The 17,778-nt window shown below is 56.7% G+C and carries 17 protein-coding genes; 9 read left to right on the top strand and 8 right to left on the bottom strand.

Annotated features, from left to right (window positions below; genetic code table 11):
- The first annotated feature begins 64 nt into the window (after positions 1–64).
- The 4 genes from phnL (at position 65) to phnP (ending at position 3,502) form a co-directional block, all read left to right on the top strand.
- Positions 65–859 (top strand): phosphonate C-P lyase system protein PhnL, encoded by a 795-nt coding sequence (gene phnL / locus GQR90_RS06440; protein ID WP_088743447.1) that lies wholly within the window; start codon positions 65–67, stop codon positions 857–859.
- Complete coding sequence (locus GQR90_RS06435; protein ID WP_035158730.1) at positions 856–2,016, top strand: alpha-D-ribose 1-methylphosphonate 5-triphosphate diphosphatase; 1,161 nt, start codon at positions 856–858, stop codon at positions 2,014–2,016. The genes phnL and GQR90_RS06435 overlap by 4 nt, the downstream gene beginning before the upstream one ends.
- On the top strand, positions 2,016–2,576 hold the full coding sequence (gene phnN / locus GQR90_RS06430; RefSeq protein WP_158773384.1) for a ribose 1,5-bisphosphokinase: 561 nt from the start codon (positions 2,016–2,018) through the stop codon (positions 2,574–2,576). Before GQR90_RS06435 ends, phnN begins: the two co-directional genes overlap by 1 nt.
- Positions 2,577–2,683: 107 nt before the next feature.
- Positions 2,684–3,502, top strand: a complete 819-nt coding sequence (gene phnP, locus GQR90_RS06425) for a phosphonate metabolism protein PhnP (protein WP_158773383.1) — start codon at positions 2,684–2,686, stop codon at positions 3,500–3,502.
- 180 nt (positions 3,503–3,682) lie between these two features.
- Here phnP and GQR90_RS06420 read toward each other — a convergent pair whose 3' ends face one another.
- The gene (locus GQR90_RS06420; protein WP_158773382.1) at positions 3,683–4,621 is read right to left on the bottom strand and encodes a LysR family transcriptional regulator; all 939 of its coding nucleotides are present in this window, start codon (positions 4,619–4,621) and stop codon (positions 3,683–3,685) included.
- Positions 4,622–4,733: 112 nt separating this feature from the next.
- On the opposite strand from GQR90_RS06420, the gene GQR90_RS06415 reads away from it, so the two are divergent.
- The 3 genes from GQR90_RS06415 to GQR90_RS06405 all read left to right on the top strand — a co-directional run bounded on the left by GQR90_RS06415 (position 4,734) and on the right by GQR90_RS06405 (position 8,543).
- Positions 4,734–5,615, top strand: a complete 882-nt coding sequence (locus tag GQR90_RS06415; protein WP_158773381.1) for a HalD/BesD family halogenase — start codon at positions 4,734–4,736, stop codon at positions 5,613–5,615.
- A 55-nt stretch (positions 5,616–5,670) separates the two neighbouring features.
- The gene (locus GQR90_RS06410; protein WP_088743453.1) at positions 5,671–6,954 is read left to right on the top strand and encodes a M24 family metallopeptidase; all 1,284 of its coding nucleotides are present in this window, start codon (positions 5,671–5,673) and stop codon (positions 6,952–6,954) included.
- 101 nt (positions 6,955–7,055) lie between these two features.
- Positions 7,056–8,543 carry a CoA-acylating methylmalonate-semialdehyde dehydrogenase gene (locus tag GQR90_RS06405; RefSeq protein WP_158773380.1) on the top strand — a complete coding sequence of 496 codons (1,488 nt, stop codon included), beginning with the start codon at positions 7,056–7,058 and terminating at the stop codon, positions 8,541–8,543.
- Between the two features lie 230 nt (positions 8,544–8,773).
- Here the strand turns inward: GQR90_RS06405 and GQR90_RS06400 are convergent, their stop codons facing one another.
- The 6 genes from GQR90_RS06400 to GQR90_RS06375 form a co-directional block, all read right to left on the bottom strand.
- Positions 8,774–9,616, bottom strand: a complete 843-nt coding sequence (locus tag GQR90_RS06400) for a nitrilase-related carbon-nitrogen hydrolase (protein WP_158773379.1) — start codon at positions 9,614–9,616, stop codon at positions 8,774–8,776.
- Between the two features lie 65 nt (positions 9,617–9,681).
- Complete coding sequence (locus tag GQR90_RS06395) at positions 9,682–11,046, bottom strand: MmgE/PrpD family protein (RefSeq protein WP_158773378.1); 1,365 nt, start codon at positions 11,044–11,046, stop codon at positions 9,682–9,684.
- Positions 11,047–11,197: 151 nt separating this feature from the next.
- Entirely contained in the window at positions 11,198–12,079 is an 882-nt protein-coding gene (locus GQR90_RS06390; protein WP_158773377.1) for a glycine betaine ABC transporter substrate-binding protein, read from the bottom strand.
- A gap of 103 nt (positions 12,080–12,182) precedes the next feature.
- Positions 12,183–12,914: an ABC transporter permease gene (locus GQR90_RS06385; protein WP_158773376.1), complete on the bottom strand. Its 732-nt coding sequence runs from the start codon at positions 12,912–12,914 to the stop codon at positions 12,183–12,185.
- Between the two features lie 4 nt (positions 12,915–12,918).
- Positions 12,919–14,109: an ABC transporter ATP-binding protein gene (locus tag GQR90_RS06380; RefSeq protein ID WP_158773375.1), complete on the bottom strand. Its 1,191-nt coding sequence runs from the start codon at positions 14,107–14,109 to the stop codon at positions 12,919–12,921.
- A 46-nt stretch (positions 14,110–14,155) separates the two neighbouring features.
- The gene (locus GQR90_RS06375; RefSeq protein ID WP_088743459.1) at positions 14,156–14,824 is read right to left on the bottom strand and encodes an ABC transporter permease; all 669 of its coding nucleotides are present in this window, start codon (positions 14,822–14,824) and stop codon (positions 14,156–14,158) included.
- A gap of 933 nt (positions 14,825–15,757) precedes the next feature.
- Here GQR90_RS06375 and GQR90_RS06370 point away from each other — a divergent pair.
- Positions 15,758–16,348, top strand: coding sequence for an MBL fold metallo-hydrolase (locus GQR90_RS06370; RefSeq protein ID WP_233266456.1), 591 nt, complete (start codon positions 15,758–15,760; stop codon positions 16,346–16,348).
- Positions 16,349–16,542: 194 nt separating this feature from the next.
- Here GQR90_RS06370 and GQR90_RS06365 read toward each other — a convergent pair whose 3' ends face one another.
- The gene (locus GQR90_RS06365; RefSeq protein WP_158773374.1) at positions 16,543–16,737 is read right to left on the bottom strand and encodes a CsbD family protein; all 195 of its coding nucleotides are present in this window, start codon (positions 16,735–16,737) and stop codon (positions 16,543–16,545) included.
- 384 nt (positions 16,738–17,121) lie between these two features.
- On the opposite strand from GQR90_RS06365, the gene GQR90_RS06360 reads away from it, so the two are divergent.
- Positions 17,122–17,493, top strand: coding sequence for a PH domain-containing protein (locus GQR90_RS06360; protein ID WP_158773373.1), 372 nt, complete (start codon positions 17,122–17,124; stop codon positions 17,491–17,493).
- Positions 17,494–17,778: the final 285 nt, after the last annotated feature.

Below are 17,778 nucleotides of genomic sequence, written 5' to 3'. Positions count from 1 at the left end.
TCCCTGGCATCTGCCACCCGTCGCGTCACTGCTCAGCGCAAGATCCCCTTATCCAGAGGCCATCATGACCGCCAACAGCTCCCCCTTTCTGAGCGCCTCGTCGCTCGACAAGACCTTCGTGCTACATGCACAGGGCGGCCAGCAATTGGCTGTCATGCGTGGACTGTCACTCAGCTTGGCACCGGGCGAATGTCTGGTACTGGCGGGCCGCAGCGGTATTGGCAAGAGCACGCTGCTCAAGATGGTCAACGGCAATTATCGCGTCTCCGGCGGCCGGTTGACGCTTCACTTCGATGACGGTGCGCTGGAGCTCTCAGACCTGCCTGCCCAGGCCTGGCACAGGTTGCGTCGCGACGTGATCGGCTATGTCAGTCAATTCCTGCGCGTGGTGCCGCGAGTCTCTGCCCGCGAGGTCGTCATGGAGCCGCTATTGGCCCGTGGGTGTGATACCCACGACGCCCATCAACGCGCCGAAACGCTGCTGGCCAGACTCAATCTGCCCGAGCGTCTATGGGCATTGGCACCGGGCACCTTCTCGGGGGGCGAACAGCAACGCGTCAATATCGCTCGTGGCTTCATCGCCGAACATCCCCTGCTGCTGCTGGATGAACCGACCGCCTCGCTGGATAGCGCCAATCGCGATGTGGTGGTGGAGCTGATTCAGGAAGCCAAGGCCCGCGGCACGGCCATGCTGGGCATCTTCCACGATGAGGAGGTACGTACGCGGGTGGCCGATCGTCTGCTACCGCTGGAAGGCCACATGCTGGGCGGTACCGAGATGCCTGCCTCATCCGCCATGCCCGTCTCATCCGAGTCATCATCCGCCACCGCACCGTCCCACAAGGAGTCACTGCAATGAGTTCCCAAGACCAGATTCTCACCAACGCCCGCCTGGTACTCGACGATGAGGTGGTGCTCGGTAGCCTCGTGATTCGAGACGGCAAGATCCTGTCGATCGCGGAAGGCGCGACCCCACTGCCCTCCCCTCTGCCAGGGGCCATCGATTGCGAGGGTGATCTGTTGATCCCCGGCTTGATCGAGCTGCATACCGACAACATGGAAAAGTACTTCCAGCCACGCCCGAAAGTGTCATGGCCGGCGCGCTCAGCGGCGCTGGCACACGATGCACAGATGGCGGCCAGCGGTATCACCACGGTATTCGATGCCGTCTCCATCGGTGATGTCGATGATCAGAGCATGCGCCACGATGCGCTGCACAAGATGGTCGAGGCCCTGAGCGAGATCAACCGCAGCGGCATGGCGCGGGTCGATCATCGCCTGCACCTGCGTTGCGAGGTCTGCCACCCGGACACCCTCGCGCGGTTTGAATCACTGGCCGACACGCCTGAACTCGGACTTGTCTCGCTGATGGACCACTCGCCGGGGCAACGCCAGTTCGCGAGCCTCGAGGCCTATCGCATCTACTACAAGGGCAAGCACGGTTTCGATGATGCCAGCCTGGAAGACTTCATCGTCCGCCAGCAGGCCTTCAGCGCCCAGTATTCCAGCGCCAATCGCAAGGCCATCGCCGAGGCCTGTCGCAGCCGTGGGCTGGCATTGGCCAGTCATGACGATGCGACCGTGGAGCACGTCGTGGAAAGTCTCGAATACGGCACCCGAATCGCCGAGTTCCCCACCACGCGTGAAGCCGCCAGTGCCTCTCACCAGCACGGCATGGCGGTGATGATGGGCGCGCCCAATGTGGTACGGGGCGGCTCCCACTCCGGCAATATCGCCGCGAGTGAACTGGTCACGCTGGGAGTGCTCGACATTCTGTCCTCGGACTACTACCCCGCTGCGCTGCTGGATGCCGTGTTCCGGATCACTCAACTGCCAGACGGCTATGACCTGCCGCGTGCCGTGGCCTGTGCATCGCGCAATCCGGCGGCAGCGGCAGGACTTGAAGACCGTGGGCGTATCGCGGTGGGGCTGCGTGCCGATCTTGTGCGCGTCCGTGAGGTGGATGGCCACCCGCTGGTGCAGCGCGTCTGGAGCGCCGGCAAGCAGGTGCACTGATGGGACGCTTGATCTACCTGATGGGCGCCAGTGGCGTCGGCAAGGACAGCCTGCTGAAGGCTGTCCGCCATCAACAACCTGACTGGCTGGTGGCGCATCGCTATCTGACAAGGGCCAGTGGCGCCCATGAGCAATGCGTGACACTCAGTGATACCGAGTTTGCCGTGCGCCGTGAACTGGAGGTGCTATGCCTCGAGTGGCAGGCGCATGGATTGCACTATGGCATCGGCGTGGAAATCGAGGCATGGCTGGCGCGTGGTGCTACCGTGTTGCTCAACGGCAGCCGACGGGCATTGCCCCAGGCACGACAACGCTTCGGGGCGGCGCTGGTGCCGGTGCTGATCACGGCCTCGACCGAGGTGCTGCGTCAGCGTCTGACTCAGCGCGGTCGAGAGTCGTGTGACGACATCGAACGTCGACTGGAACGTCATCAGGAGGTACAGGCTGAGCTGATGGGCGCCTGCGCCGATGTCGCCAGCATCGACAACGGTGGAGCGCTCGCGGAAAGCCTCGCGGCACTGAGCGATATCATCGAAGGGCATGGCGCGACACTGGCCTGACGCCTCGAACATCAGACAGCAGTCGTTCGGTGGTTCGACAAGATATGCAGGCACGAGAGACCGGCACCGCATCGCGGTGCCGGAAACGCAGGTCAGGAGAGCTTACGATGGAGTTTCGGTTTTCAGGCACCGGTGACAGCGCCCAGGTGCCCTGCTTTGGCTGCGAATGCCCAGCCTGCAACAGGGCCCGCGTCTTCACGAGCCTCACGCGTAGGCCGTGTTCCGCCGAGGTTCGCATCGATGGCAAGCGCTACCTGCTGGATGCCGGCCGCATGGATCTGGCACACAGTTGTGAGCTCGCGCGTCCCGCGGCAATCCTGATCACCCATTATCATGCTGATCACGTACAGGGGCTTTTCCATCTGCGCTGGGGGTGCGGTGAGCGCATTCCTGTCTACGGCCCAAAGGACCCACAAGGCTGCGCGGACCTCTACCGCAATCCCGGCATTCTGGACTTTCAGTCCGGACTCAAGCCGTTCAAGCCCTTGAAGCTGGATAGCCTGACGGTGACACCGGTACCGCTCAATCACTCGAAACCGACACTTGGCTATTGCCTGGACGACGGTGGCACACGGCTGGCTTATCTCACTGATACGCTCGGCCTGCCCCCGGAAACCGAACGTTTCCTACGCAGCTGGGAGCCCGATGTAGTGATACTGGATTCCAGCCACCCCGCCGCGTTCACCACCCCTCGCAATCACAACACCATCACTCAAGCGCTGGATATCATCGCGCGACTCAACCCGCCACGCGCCTACCTGACGCATATCAGTCACGAACTCGATGCCGAGTGTCTGGTGGCTCCTCCCTTGCTGCCTGCCAACGTGCGTATTGCCCAGGACGGTGAAACGCTGGAAGACTGGGATCGCTTGGCTGGGACAGGCGCGGCTCACGACATATATTCGCGGAAGGGAGCCACTGGGTGAGTGTTGGAGAGTGCGAATATATACATCAGCTCCTCAACGATGCAGTACAGTGCCGGGACTGACTGCTTCCTGTTTGAATTCGGGAGTAAAGGCATGTCGCTCTCTCGTCATAAGACACCTCAATTGCAGTGGCGAGTCTCCCACCTACCTTGATGCCCGGAATCATTGGTTCACGGTATATCAGATCATTTTCGCAATGCTCTCGGCTTCCAGATTCATGGCACCACACTCACCCGCTGAAGATTTATTAAGCTTTCCGAAACTCTCCAGTTTTCCTTCTTCCGTCACGATCGATTCCAGATAATTGCAAAAAGCGGTCACGGCATCACTCACATGCCCAGGAGAGCGATGTAACTCAATTTCCACATACCCAAGCGGCGGCAGGCCTTCACTATCACCGACAATGCGGCACCCTTGCGGCACACTACGCGGCGTCTTGACCGTCAGTGCCAAGCCAGCCTTTACTGGGATATTGATACCAGTCGGAGACTGACTGGAATAGCGCACGTCCCATTGCCTGTCTTCACGGCCAAGCGCGGCGAAGGCATGCGCGCGGAAAATACAGCCTTCCGAATTAAGTGCGAGAGGAAGCACATCCCACTCCTCGATGGATTGGTGCTCGGCCACCACCCATACCATGCGCTCTCGTCCCAACAAGCGTCCGGTCTGTGTCGGTCCGTGCCGCACGACAAGTACTGCATCCAACAGCCCCTCCTGAAAGTCATGCACCAGTGAAGCACTGATATTACACGTCACCTCCAGACGTACCTCAGGAAAGTCAGCCGCAAAGCGCGACAACAATGCTGGCAGATAGATACTGGCCTGCTCTTCTGACGTCCCCAGCCGTATCAGCTCACTTTTGCGATCTACTCCCATCGCCTGCCGAGCTTCATCCTGAAGCTTGAGAATATGTCGCGCATAGGGCAAGAGCCGACCACCCGAGGCCGTAAGTTCTACTCTACGACTGGTTCGGGATAGCAGAGGTCCTCCCATCAGATCCTCCAGCCGCTTGATCTGCAGGCTGACGGCAGATTGTGTGCGATGCAGCACCTTACCGGCGGCACTGAACCCTTCACATTCGGCAACCGTGACAAACGCACGTAGCAAGTCGGTATCCATGATCTATGAGCCCTCGCAATGCATTTGATCTTGACCATTCATTTCTATTATCAAAACACACCCCCTAACCTATTCCTACGTTATTCAGAGAGCAGGAAATAGGAGGTTGGGCATGCACGTAATCGAAGGGCAGGAAAGTAATACCTCTCTCGATGGGCTGTTAGATCTTGAACATTATCCCATCCATCAGCTGGAAGAAGCGCGTGGTCGCGAACTGATGCGCCAATGTCGCGAACAGCTCGCTCAGGATGGTTGTGTCGTGCTGGAGGGCTTCGTGCCCCAAGAAGCTCTGATGCGACTGGAGCAAGAAACAGAACGTCTGTCGCCACTGGCGCATTACAACCAGACCGTAACCAATCCCTATAACAGCGACGGCGATACCTCACTGCCCGACTCCCATCCGCGCAATCGTTTCGATGATCGCACCAATGGCTTTGTCGCAGGTGATCGCATCGGTACGGATACTTTGATTCGTCAGGTCTACTCGCATCCCGATTTCCAGCACTTCATCGCAAGCGTAGTGGGCATGGAGCAGATCCATCAGTACGCAGATCCACTCGCAGACCTGGTTGTCAATGTCCTGCGCGATGGCTGTCAGCACCCCTGGCACTACGACACCAACGAATTCATCGTCACCATGATGACCCGTAAGTCGCATGCGGGAGGCCGCTTCGAATACGCCGCAGGCATTCGTAATCCCGAAAGCGAGAACTTCGCCGATGTCGAGAAGGTGCTTGATGGGGACCGCTCACGCCTCACCGCCATCGATCTGAAACCGGGCGACCTGCAGATCTTCTTCGGGCGCTACTCACTGCATCGCGTCACGCAGGTCAGTGGTGAACGCGAACGTCATACCGTGATCTTCGCCTACGCCAAGGAGCCAGGCTTCATTGGGCGTCCCGAGCGAGCGCAGCGGATCTTTGGGCGCATGGCACCTATCCATGAGCAACTGCTCAAGGAAGGCATGAAGCGCAGCGACAACTTAGCTGACTGAGCTTCTTGGCGACCTTTTCATCTTCCTTTTCATTTTGACTGTGAGTCTACCTGACATGAGCATCGTCGATTTCGAACGCCTGACAGACAGTGAACCCGCCTCTTTCTCGGTAGTACCTTCTGCACCGATGGGAAATGGGGATAGCATTCCCACCGCCTTTGATCCCGTAAAGCTACGTGGCGGACGCCTGACACGCATGCGCGCCATGATGGCTGAACAAGGCTATGCCGCCGTAGTGCTGTTTGATCCCAACAATCAGCGTTATGCCACTGGCTCGCGCAACATGTTCGGCTACTTTCTGCGCAACTCCACCCGTTACATCTACGTACCCCTCGAAGGCCCAGTGATACTTTTCGAGTATCCCGGTAGCGCTCATATCTCGACCTGGCTCGAGACTATCGATGAGGCACGCACCTCCAAGGTGGTGTGGTCAGCCGTCAACCAGCGCGACAATCTGTCGAGCGACCCCTTCGGCATCGAGATCGCCCAACTGGTCGAGAAGCATGGTGGCGGTAATCGCAAGGTAGGCCTGGATCGCTGCACCCTGAATCTGGCGCGCTCGCTGGAGGCTCAAGGACTGGAGGTGTTCGATTGCATGCAAGACACCCTGCATTGCCGTCGCCTCAAGACACCCGAAGAAATCGCCTGTCTCGCACAGTCAATGGCGGGTAGCGAAGCTGCCGTTGCTGCCGTAGAGGCCGCCATCAAGCCCGGCGTCACCGAAAACGAGCTATTCGCCATCATGTACGGTGATGTCATTCGCCAGGGCGGGGAGTTCATCGAAACACGCCTCCTGTCATCTGGTCCGCGCACCAATCCGTGGTTCAACGAAGCCAGTGATCGTGTGATTCGCCCCGGAGAGCTGGTAGCCCTCGATACCGACACTATCGGCTGTCATGGCTACTACTCCGACTTCTCACGCACCTTCCATGTCGGCCCGGGTCGGCCCAGTGGCTATCAACAAGCCCTTTATCAGATGGCTCACGAGCAAGTGCATCACAACATGTCGATACTCAAACCCGGCATCAGCTATCGAGAAATCGCTGAGAGCGCCTGGAAGATTCCCGAGCGTTTCCTCGACCGCCGCTATCCTTCGATCATTCATGGTGTCGGCATGCATGGCGAGACGCCACTGGTCGCACACCACATGGACTTTGATCGCTTCTCCAAGGATGGCGTGCTGGAACCCGGCATGGTGGTCTCGGTAGAGAGCTATATTGGCGAAGTCGGAGCAGCCGATGGCGTCAAACTGGAAGAAGAAGTGCTGATCACCGATACCGGCATCGAGAAGATTTCGCGCTATCCCTTTGATGAAGCACTACTCGGTCGTCAGTTCTAGACAGGCAACGCCTGATGAGACGCACGCGCGGCTCTTCGAGTGACTAACGCTTCATGACACCGACTATTTTCGCGACTGAATACAAGGCTGGAATCTGACTGATGGATACCCTGACTCACCTGATTGGTGGTGAAGCCGTTACTGGCGATCGCACTCTAGACGTACTGAACCCGGCCACCGCAGAGGCAGTTCGCCGCCTGCCGCTGGCAGATGCCGACATCGTGCAACGCGCCATCATCGCAGCGCAGCTTGCCTTACCTGCGTGGCGCAACATGCCACCCGCCAAACGTGCCCAGGTCATGTATCGCTTCAAAATGCTATTGGAGCGTGATGCCCATGAGATCTGTGCGCTGATCAGCGAAGAACACGGCAAAGTGCTAGATGATGCAATGGGAGAACTCAAACGAGGCATTGAAAATGTCGAGTATGCGTGTGGCGTGCCGGAACTGCTCAAGGGCGAATACTCCCACAACGCTGGCCCGAGTATCGATACCTGGTCCAACCATCAGCCGCTGGGAATCGTGGCTGGCATCACACCGTTCAACTTCCCGGCCATGGTACCGCTATGGATGTTCCCCATGGCACTCGCCTGTGGAAATGCCTTCATCCTCAAGCCTTCAGAACAGAGCCCGTCGGCGGCCAACAAGATGGCCCTTCTGCTTCAAGAGGCTGGCCTGCCTGCAGGTCTCTTCAGCGTGGTGCACGGTGATCGCCAGGCAGTCGAGGCACTGATCGCTGCACCGGAGGTCAAGGCGATGAGCTTTGTGGGCTCGACCCCCGTGGCGCGCAGCATTTATGAAGGAGGTACACGCCAGGGCAAGCGCATCCAAGCACTGGGGGGCGCCAAGAATCATGCTGTGGTGCTACCGGATGCCGATCTTGACAACGCCGCCAGCACGTTGATTGGTGCAGCCTTCGGCAGCGCCGGTGAACGCTGCATGGCCATCTCTGTCGCAGTCTGTGTGGGGGATGACACAGCGGATGCGCTGATTGAACGCCTCGCCCCACAGGCACGTGCACTGAGCATCGGCCCGGGCACCGAGCCAGGTCACGACATGGGAGCTCTGATCAATGCCTCACAGCGCGACAAGGTCGCTGGCTATATCGAGGCAGGAGCTACCGCGGGTGCACACTTGGTAGTGGATGGGCGAACTCACTCACTAGTCTCCAGCTCACCCGGCTACTTCATGGGGGCGACACTGTTTGATCGAGTCACGCCCGAGATGAGCATCTACCGCGACGAAATCTTCGGTCCGGTACTGTGCGTGGTACGAGTGGCAAGCTTCGAAGATGCCATCACACTGATCAACGACCACCAGTATGGCAACGGTACCTGCCTCTTCACCCGAGACGGAGAAGCTGGACGGAGATTCGCCGACAAGATAGAAGTCGGTATGGTCGGCATCAATGTTCCCTTGCCGGTACCGGTGGCGTTCCACAGCTTTGGCGGATGGAAGGATTCATTGTTCGGCGATCTGCATGCCTATGGCCCAGATGCTGTGCGCTTCTATACTCGACGCAAAAGCGTGTCCCAGCGCTGGCCAGAACGCAGTGTCCAGGAATCCGCCCAGTTCAGCTTTCCTTCCTGAGGCGTCACTGTTCTCGCCGCGAGATAAAAGAATGAGTGCCAGCAACTGAGCTACCCCGTCCAGTTATCCCCAATGGCTTTCATGTCACACCCGTCCTGCAAATTGTCCTGTTCTGAAATTGCCCCGGAACGAAAAACGCCCGCTCCTGAACTCTGGAGCGGGCGTTTTTCGTATTGCCTTCATCAGTGGCATTACTGACAGCGCTAATCGCCAGCAGGCTGCCCTCCCGATCAGCGATAGCCCAGCATCAAATCACGTACCAGCGGCGTATCAGCGTCGCGGTGCGTCGGCAGCTCGAAACGAGCCTTGGCGATCGCGGTGCGCGACAGTTCGGCATGTATCAGCATCTCGCGGTCTTCCGCCTGTGCCAGCGTTTCCCCGCGTGGGCCGAGAATCCGTGAGCCGCCCCAGAAATGACTGCCACCTTCCGGCCCGAAGCGATTGGCCATGATGACCGGTGTGCCATAAGTCATGGCGTAGAACTGGAGGTTGATCGCCCAGTTCTGCTCATTGGAGAAGTCATCACTGACAATGCCAGATGCCGAATTGATCGGCGCGCACAACACGGTGGGACGCGCGAGCATAGCAGCATGCACCAGCCCCGGATTCCAAAGGTCCGCACAGATCAATGACGTGGCGGACCACCCTGCGCGCACGCTTGATTGAGTCAAATCATTGCCGTGGGTGAACAGCTTGCCCTCCTCCAGCCCTCCGTAGGTCGGCAAGTTTAGCTTGCGGTGCACCATCTGAAGACTGCCGTGCTGCAAGATCGCCAACGCATTGTAGTATTCGCCCGGACTTGCCTCTTCGACAAACCCCACCACCAACTGCATGTCGTCCGCCGCGCGCGCCAGAATCAGCAAGCGTGGATCATGCAGAGGAAAAGCCAGATCAATGACCCGATTCCCCATACCGTAGCCGGTCAACGAGAGCTCCGGGAAGACAAGCAGATCCAACTCGATATCGCGGGCCTGGTGAATGACATCGAGATGACGCTCAAGGTTGGCATCAATATCGCCGAGTGTGGCGTTGATCTGTGCCGCGCCAACGCGTAAGTGATCTTGATGGTGCATTGGATGATCTCGAAGACAAAAGAAAGGGAAAGCACCGTGAAGAATGTCAGCCGCGGCAGCCAGATTCAAGGCGCACCCAGTAGCGCCAGCAGCTCCGATACCGGGCGTGATTCAAGGCTCATCACGACATCGCGTAACTGAGTCGCTCGCGCGCCCAGCACGGGTTCAGCCAGGGCCTGATATTTGGCCAGCACCTGAGCATCACTCAGCGGCTTGTCCGGATTGCCCAGCGCCTCGTGGTCCTCGCTTTCGAGCACATCATCATTCGCCAGCACGATACGCGCGCGGGCCCAGCGCTCGGCGGGGAAGCGAGCATTGAACACGTCATCTTCCTCAATCACCACCTTGCTCGCCAGAGCTTTGAGTAATGGATCACCCAATGCCTCACAGACGCCCTCGACATCCACGACACCACGCCCAAGTGCGCAGGCGACAGACCAAGGCAGACTGTACTGAGCCTGTTCGGTAGTCTGGGGATGTATGACATGCAGTCGCTTGCCCTGGTGGAAGGTAATAATCTCGATACGCGCGATATGCTCAGGCTCAGGGACGGCGTCAGCCAACGACAGCACCGCCTCTACCGCAGGCTGCGCCCAGCGACACACCGGATAAGCCTTGAAATATTGCTCGAACAGGTAGTGTCGCTGACCGAGGTCTTTCCACAGCTCTGCAACGGCAGGAGCTGTGACTGTCAATGCCGGCGCGCCAGTGAAACCATCCTCCGCCAGCAGCGCTGCCGAGATCCCTGTCATGGCTCCCCAGCCGGAGCCATCCTTGAGCATGGTGGGATGATCAATACAACGCATCATTTGGCTGCGCGGCCCGTAGAACTCGGCGATGCCCAGCGCATGGTGCAGAGTCTCGCGATCAAAGCCACGCAGACGCGCCGTCACCGCAGCCACACCCAGTGCATTCCAGGCACCCGAGGTATGGTAATCCGGGCTCTGTGCATGCAAAGCGATTCCTGCCCGCGTCGCGATCTCATAGCCATAGGCCAGCAGTGCCAGAAAATCACGCCCGGCAAGCTCGCGGGTTTCCGGCAACGCCAACAGGCCGGGCAACAAGGCAACTCCGGCATGCCCCTTGGTCAATACCTGACCGTCATGGGCATCCAGCGCATCAATCAACCAGCCGCCCTGCAGGGCAACGCCACTGGAAGAGGCACTGCCATGCGCAAACAACAGCGGCAAGTCACCACCATGTTGGCGCGTCACATAACGCGCTGCCTTGGCTGCCAGAGGCGTGCGAGTGGCACCAGCAGCGACACCCAACAGATCCAGTAGGCAACGTTTGACCTGATGAAGCTGATCAACGCTGAGGCAAGTGAGATCATACTCGTGGATATGCACTAGCGAAGAAATATCAGCAGACGTATCGATGTGCGTATCGAGGGAGGTAGTTACATGAAGCGAGGAATCCACGACCGACATAGGGCTTCTCCACTGTAGCGGGCGGCTAAAATATTGCGGGATAAAGAGAAAGGCGTAAGTGGTATAAAGTGAGCCGTCAGACATGACAAGGCCGCCTCGTGGGCGGCCTTGTCATGACATCGCTGCGCTCGGACTTAAGCGCTGCCGAGTGTCACTTGAGGCCGTGTTCCTTAAGAAAGTCCTCGGCGACTTGTTCGACAGACTTCCTCTCGACATCGACCTGCGCGTTCAGGCTTGCCATGGTGTCGTCATTGAGCTCGGCAGACAGGGCATTCATCTGGGCCTCAAGCTCCGGATTGGCCTTGAGAGATTCCTCACGCACTACTGGTGTCAGGGCATAGGCCGGGAAATAACCCTTGTCATCCTTGAGCACCGTGAAATCGAACGCCGGAATGCGGCCATCGGTGGCGAACACCAGACCGACATCGACCTGACCATCACGCAGGGCCTGGTAGACCAGACCGGAATCCATACGCTTGACGTCGGCGCGCCCGACACGGAAGTCATAGGCTTTCTGCAGTGGTCGCCATCCATCATCCCGCGCATAGAATTCGGCGTTCAGCGCGAAGGTCAGTCCCTTGTCATCATTGACCGCCTGCGCGAGGTCCGACAGTGAGGCGATGCCACGCTCCTGGGCATCCGACTCACGCATCGCCAGCGCATAGGTATTGTTGGCCGCGGAAGGTACTAGCCATACCAGACCCTTCTTGGCATCCAATTCCTTGACACGGGAATAGGTCTCCTCCGGACTCAGACGTTCACTGACATCGTTGTAGTTGATCAGTGACGTGCCGGTGTATTCCCAATAGAGGTCAATCTGGCCATTCTCCTGAGCCTGACGCAGCACGGCAGAGCCCATGCCAGAACGCTCCTCCACGTCATAGCCCAAGCTTTCCAGATATTGTCCTGTCATGTTCGCGAGGATCTGTTGCTCGGTGAAGTTCTTGCCACCCACCACAATCTCTTCGGCATACGCCGTTGATAGCGTGGCGGCTAGGGCAGCGCCTGTCAGCAGGGTCGTCAAGGTCTTCATGATGCTCTCCTATCCTATGAAAAATCGGTCTAACAACTTGTTATTTTTAAGGTCTAGCGGTATGCCAACCTGTAGCAGCCTTGGCTGCCACAGGCGTATTCGTTCATGCTCGCGCAGGGTTGACGCCGCGCGGGACCACGATGAAGGCCACGAAGGCCACCAGCACATCCACACCGACCGCCAGCAGTGTGGTAGGGATGGCGCCAGACAACATCATGACCGGGTCATAGAGATCGATACCGGTGAAGATCAGCTCACCCAGCCCACCGGCACCGATCAGAAAAGCCAGCGGTACCGTACCGACGTTGATGGCCAGTGCCGTACGGATTCCGGCAAACATCACATACAGCGCATTGGGGAGTTCCACACGCACCAGGCGCTGGAACGGTGACATGCCAATTCCGGATGCCGCTTCCTTCAAGGCGGGTGACACTCCCTTGAGCCCCACATAGGTGTTACGGGTGATGGGCAATAGGGTCGCCACAAATAAGCCAAAGACAGCAGGTACCGTGCCGATACCCAGGAAGCTCATCGACAACGCCAATACCGCCAGCGTCGGGATGGTGGTGCCTACATTGAGTACTTGCATGGCCGATTCGGCATAACGCGTCATGCTGGGGCGCGACAGGACGATCCCCAATGGAATGGCAACCACTATCGCTAACCCGCCGGACAGCGCCGTCAGCCACAGATGCTGTACCGTCAGGAACTGGATATCCGGCAGGTAGAACATGAACTCTTCGATCACACCAGTCGACTGGCTCCAGACACCAGCCATGAAGATCGCGATCACTGCCACCAGTCGTAATACGCCCGTGAATTTCAACGTTGGCATGGGCTTATTCCTTGTGCACCGTGGTCGGGGACATCTCGTCCTGCTGGCCGGAAGCCAAGGCAGCGGAAGACCCCGAATGTGCCCGGTAGCGGGAGCTCAGATGATGCGTGATGGCCCGTTGCGTAATCTGACCGACGATGCGACCCTCATCATCCACGCACGGTATCCAGGTCATGTCATTGGCAAACATCAACGAGGCCACCTTGCGCAGATCGTCATCGAGGCTGACTACGACAGGCACGCCCTGGAAGTGATCCCGACAATGCCCCTTGGAAGTACGTGCGATGGCAGCACTGATGATGCCTACCGGCTGACGCTTGTCGTTCACCATCACGATGCTGCTCTGGTAGCCGTAGGCTTCGATGCGTTCGAGTGCCGTGGTCAAGGTGTCATCCGGCCTCACCATGCCTATGTCCTCACTCGCCAAGTCACGCACCTTGACCAGGTTGAGGCGCTTCAAAGCACGGTCTTCTCCCAGGAAAGATTCGACGAAGTCATTCTTCGGCGCTGCCAACAGCTCATCTGGCGGGGAATACTGCACCAGCTTGCCGCCACGGAAGATCGCGATGCGGTCGCCCATCTTGATCGCCTCATCGATATCGTGACTGACGAACATGATGGTCTTCTTGAGATCCTGCTGCATCTTGAGGAACTCATCCTGAATCACCGCGCGGTTGATGGGGTCGATTGCGCCAAATGGCTCATCCATCAGCATCACAGGCGGATCCGCCGCCAAGGCGCGCGCAACACCTATCCGTTGCTGCTGCCCGCCGGAAAGCTCACTCGGATAGCGCTTGAGGAAGGCATCGGGTTCCAGCGCGATCATGCGCATCATTTCGCGAGCACGCTCGCGATACCGAGTCTTGTCCCAGCCCAGTAGTTTGGGCACCACCGTGATATTTTCCTCGATGGTCATGTTCGGGAACAGTCCGATCTGCTGGATGACATAGCCGATGTTGCGACGCAGTTCCTGCGTATTGAGATTGGTGGTGTCTTCCCCATTGATCAGCACTCGGCCAGATGTCGGGCGAATGATGCGATTGATCATCTTCAGACTGGTGGTCTTGCCACAGCCGGACGGTCCGAGCAGGATACAAATTTCGCCGCTCGGCACCTTCATGCTGATATGGTCAGCCGCCGTGACGGCACCCTTGGGGGTGTCGAAGACTTTGGTGAGATTGTCGAGTTCGATCATGAAGAATTCCTTGTCTAGTTGGCAGAATGGCGCGCGTATGACGCTGTTAGGCATTGGCCGCTGTTGCACGGTCCATACCCATGGGCGTCAGGCGCTTCTGTAGCGCCAACAATGCGTAGTCGACGAGGATGGCAAGCACGCTGACTGCTACCGCCCCGACAATCAACTGACGCGGGTCTGACTGGGAAATTCCTCGACTGATAAAGGTGCCAAGCCCACCGGCACCGATATAGGCCGCGATCGCCATCACTCCAATGTTCAGCACTACGGCAGTGCGCACACCGGCCATGATGATCGGTACCGCCAGTGGAATCTCGACCATCCACAAGCGCTGGTTCTGACTCATGCCCAGCCCTCTGGCCGCTTCACGCAGAGCAGGGTCGACATTGTTGATCGCGGTATAGGTGTTGCGGATGATTGGCAACTGCGAATACAGCAAAACGGCAATGACAGCCGGCACATAGCCAATGCCCTGCCCGATCAACGATAGGATCGGAATCATGATGCCGAACAGTGCGATGGAGGGGATCGTCACGATGATCGAGGCGATATACAGCACTGTCTTGGCTGCGCGCTCATTTTTGGTAATCGCGATACCGATGGGTACACCAGTGAGCGTGGCGATACCCACCGCCACCCCGACCAGCGAGATGTGCTCAAGGGTGCGTGTGGTCAAGAGCTCCAGATTGTCCAGAGCATACTGGATCAGTTCCAAGCGAGGTCTCCTTGCGTTGTTGTGTTCTTCACGGCCGGCGCAGTCTCCCAATGGCACCACAGACGCCGTATCAAGAAGACGTTTCAGGGAGGACGTCATGTAGAGGCCAGCGCTGGAGCCTGCTTAGCTTAGCAAAGTGAGATAGCATCTATTTATCGTTTTGGATGAGTATGCAAAATGCCAGTTATTAAAATCAGTGATCCTACCTGTCTGAAAGGGCCACGAGATCAACTCGGCAGGCTGCATTGCGAAAGCAATAATTGATCCTGCAGGAATAAGGCCATACAAAGATTTGTTGCACAATTCATCGTGACAAGGGGTTGAAAAAACAAGAAAAACCTTCTAGAAGAAATAAAAAATCATTCAATATCAATCAATTAGAGAATATCGATTAACAAAAAAATTAGTGAATCACTGTCCATGAGCAATGGCAATGGCTTCCCTGAAAAGAGTAAAGGCTCGTGGCATGAGCCTCCCTCATAGAAGAACCGACAGGCCAGCACCAATACCATCCCTACTCGCTGTGGCCGAACGCTTTGTACTAGGCATTTTTCCGTACAATCGGCATGTCGTTTTTGAAGATCAACGTCCGATGACGCAAAGTCGTGATTGCTAAATAACGAAAAACCCGCACCAAGTGGCACGGGTCACAAGACACGGCTAGAGTAAAGCACACAATTTATTAGCCAGTTGGTAAATCAGAATCTAGCTTCGCTTTGTCTGGTGATAATGATTCTGTCGCTCAGGTGCCCTGCTTTGGCTGCGAATGCCCAGCCTGCAACAGGGCCCGCGTCTTCACGAGCCTCACGCGTAGGCCGTGTTCCGCCGAGGTTCGCATCGATGGCAAGCGCTACCTGCTGGATGCCGGCCGCATGGATCTGGCGCACAGTTGTAAGCTCGCGCGTCCCGCGGCAATCCTGATCACCCATTATCATGCTGATCACGTACAGGGGCTTTTCCATCTGCGCTGGGGGTGCGGGTGAGCGCATTCCTGTCTACGGCCCAAAGGACCCACAAGGCTGCGCGGACCTCTACCGCAATCCCGGCATTCTGGACTTTCAGTCCGGACTCAAGCCGTTCAAGCCCTTGAAGCTGGATAGCCTGACGGTGACACCGGTACCGCTCAATCACTCGAAACCGACACTTGGCTATTGCCTTGACGACGGTGGCACACGGCTGGCCTATCTCACTGATACGCTCGGCCTGCCCCCGGAAACCGAACGTTTCCTACGCAGCTGGGAGCCCGATGTAGTGATACTGGATTCCAGCCACCCCGCCGCGTTCACCACCCCTCGCAATCACAACACCATCACTCAAGCGCTGGATATCATCGCGCGACTCAACCCGCCACGCGCCTACCTGACGCATATCAGTCACGAACTCGATGCCGAGTGTCTGGTGGCTCCTCCCTTGCTGCCTGCCAACGTGCGTATTGCCCAGGACGGTGAAACGCTGGAGGACTGGGATCGCCTGGCTGGGACAGGCGCGGCTATCGCCTCGCGCTCAATACCAGACCGCAGATGACCATCACCAGGATACCGGTCAACGCTATTGCATCATGGCTGACACAAGAGAATGGGTCTGGATGTCTTTCGTCAGGAGCAGTTCACTGGGTAGGACAGACGATAGATCACCGCGATAAAACATGACCAAACACAAAGAAACCGATGCCTGCAGAGTGCAGGCATCGGTCACATGGAATATATATTACCAAATCTTCAAGAATCGGATAGTTTATCCCATTCTTTTTCCGCTTCGTCTTTCTTCATGCCATATCGCTCTTGAACCTTCCCGACAAAGTGTTCCTTACGACCCGCAATTTCGTCGACATCATCATCAGTAAGTTCTCCCCAACTTTCACGAACCTTACCTTTGAGTTGCTTCCACTTACCTTCAGCGATATCGCTATTCATGGCAGTCTCCTAAGTCAATCAGGTGATACGACAAATAAAACCAACTAATGACCAACCACATGGGATGATTGAACCTCATGGCAGGCCATGAATATAAGCTAGCACAGATATTAGGGCTCAACAACAACTCTCTCATTTAACCCATGGACGGCATCATCATTAGCTTTGAATAAAAGCACAGTGCTATCCAGCCGAAGCGATACAACATTATTGACAAAAAGTTCCCTTCAGCCCTGCGTGGCATACCGGCCTTTTCCGCCTACAAGTACTAGTGTAAAATCGTCATTTACTATATAGGGGGAAATGTCCAGAATATTGCATCAAGCATTCACCCACACTGTCTTAAATGACTAATATCACTTTCAAGGTATGGAGACTTACGACATGATCGATTTCGACAATAAAGGCTTCTTCAAGCTCAAACAAAACAATGAATATGCTGATCGCGTCAGTACCTTGCTACTGGATGGCGAAAAGGTAATTGATGCTTATAAAACCATGCGCGATGGTGTCGTATTTACTAACAAACGTATTATCGCGGTCAACGTCCAAGGTATCACGGGCAGTAAGAAAGACTTCACTTCACTGCCCTATAAAAATATAGTCGCTTACTCTATTGAAACTTCTGGCACCTTCGATCTGGATTCGGAACTGGAGATATACTTTTCCTCACTCGGCAAGATAAAATTCGAATTCACGGGAAAGACAGAGATCGTCGAGATTTCAAAATACATTTCCAAACATATATTCGAGTAACACTCTTTGACCGGAAGATAATTGGATATGTTAATATATATCGTCAAGTTTGATATTAGCGGTCAAAATGTAGTCGTGTCATGAAAGGGACTCATGGCCATGAACATCAATTTGGGGCTGATGATCGCCCCTCCACGCCTGTTGAATGATCGTTTTAAATCTTCTCAGGTGGAGTACGTGGTCTTGGCGCATTTGTGAAGTACTTGAGCCATGAGTCCTCCTGCGAGATTGATTCATACCATAGACCACTACACCCTGGGACTAAACACTCGGCATTCATTGACC

Source organism: Cobetia sp. L2A1, from assembly GCF_009796845.1.
Lineage (GTDB): Bacteria > Pseudomonadota > Gammaproteobacteria > Pseudomonadales > Halomonadaceae > Cobetia.
This window is presented reverse-complemented; position numbering and strand designations above follow the sequence as displayed.

Bases quoted from the DNA above. Each gene is read 5' to 3' on its own strand.
- phnL (WP_088743447.1), top strand. From the start codon at position 65: ATGACCGCCAACAGCTCCCCCTTTCTGAGCGCCTCGTCGCTCGACAAG.
- GQR90_RS06435 (WP_035158730.1), top strand. From the start codon at position 856: ATGAGTTCCCAAGACCAGATTCTCACCAACGCCCGCCTGGTACTCGAC.
- phnN (WP_158773384.1), top strand. From the start codon at position 2,016: ATGGGACGCTTGATCTACCTGATGGGCGCCAGTGGCGTCGGCAAGGAC.
- phnP (WP_158773383.1), top strand. From the start codon at position 2,684: ATGGAGTTTCGGTTTTCAGGCACCGGTGACAGCGCCCAGGTGCCCTGC.
- GQR90_RS06420 (WP_158773382.1), bottom strand. From the start codon at position 4,621: ATGGATACCGACTTGCTACGTGCGTTTGTCACGGTTGCCGAATGTGAA.
- GQR90_RS06415 (WP_158773381.1), top strand. From the start codon at position 4,734: ATGCACGTAATCGAAGGGCAGGAAAGTAATACCTCTCTCGATGGGCTG.
- GQR90_RS06410 (WP_088743453.1), top strand. From the start codon at position 5,671: ATGAGCATCGTCGATTTCGAACGCCTGACAGACAGTGAACCCGCCTCT.
- GQR90_RS06405 (WP_158773380.1), top strand. From the start codon at position 7,056: ATGGATACCCTGACTCACCTGATTGGTGGTGAAGCCGTTACTGGCGAT.
- GQR90_RS06400 (WP_158773379.1), bottom strand. From the start codon at position 9,616: ATGCACCATCAAGATCACTTACGCGTTGGCGCGGCACAGATCAACGCC.
- GQR90_RS06395 (WP_158773378.1), bottom strand. From the start codon at position 11,046: ATGTCGGTCGTGGATTCCTCGCTTCATGTAACTACCTCCCTCGATACG.
- GQR90_RS06390 (WP_158773377.1), bottom strand. From the start codon at position 12,079: ATGAAGACCTTGACGACCCTGCTGACAGGCGCTGCCCTAGCCGCCACG.
- GQR90_RS06385 (WP_158773376.1), bottom strand. From the start codon at position 12,914: ATGCCAACGTTGAAATTCACGGGCGTATTACGACTGGTGGCAGTGATC.
- GQR90_RS06380 (WP_158773375.1), bottom strand. From the start codon at position 14,109: ATGATCGAACTCGACAATCTCACCAAAGTCTTCGACACCCCCAAGGGT.
- GQR90_RS06370 (WP_233266456.1), top strand. From the start codon at position 15,758: ATGCTGATCACGTACAGGGGCTTTTCCATCTGCGCTGGGGGTGCGGGT.
- GQR90_RS06365 (WP_158773374.1), bottom strand. From the start codon at position 16,737: ATGAATAGCGATATCGCTGAAGGTAAGTGGAAGCAACTCAAAGGTAAG.
- GQR90_RS06360 (WP_158773373.1), top strand. From the start codon at position 17,122: ATGATCGATTTCGACAATAAAGGCTTCTTCAAGCTCAAACAAAACAAT.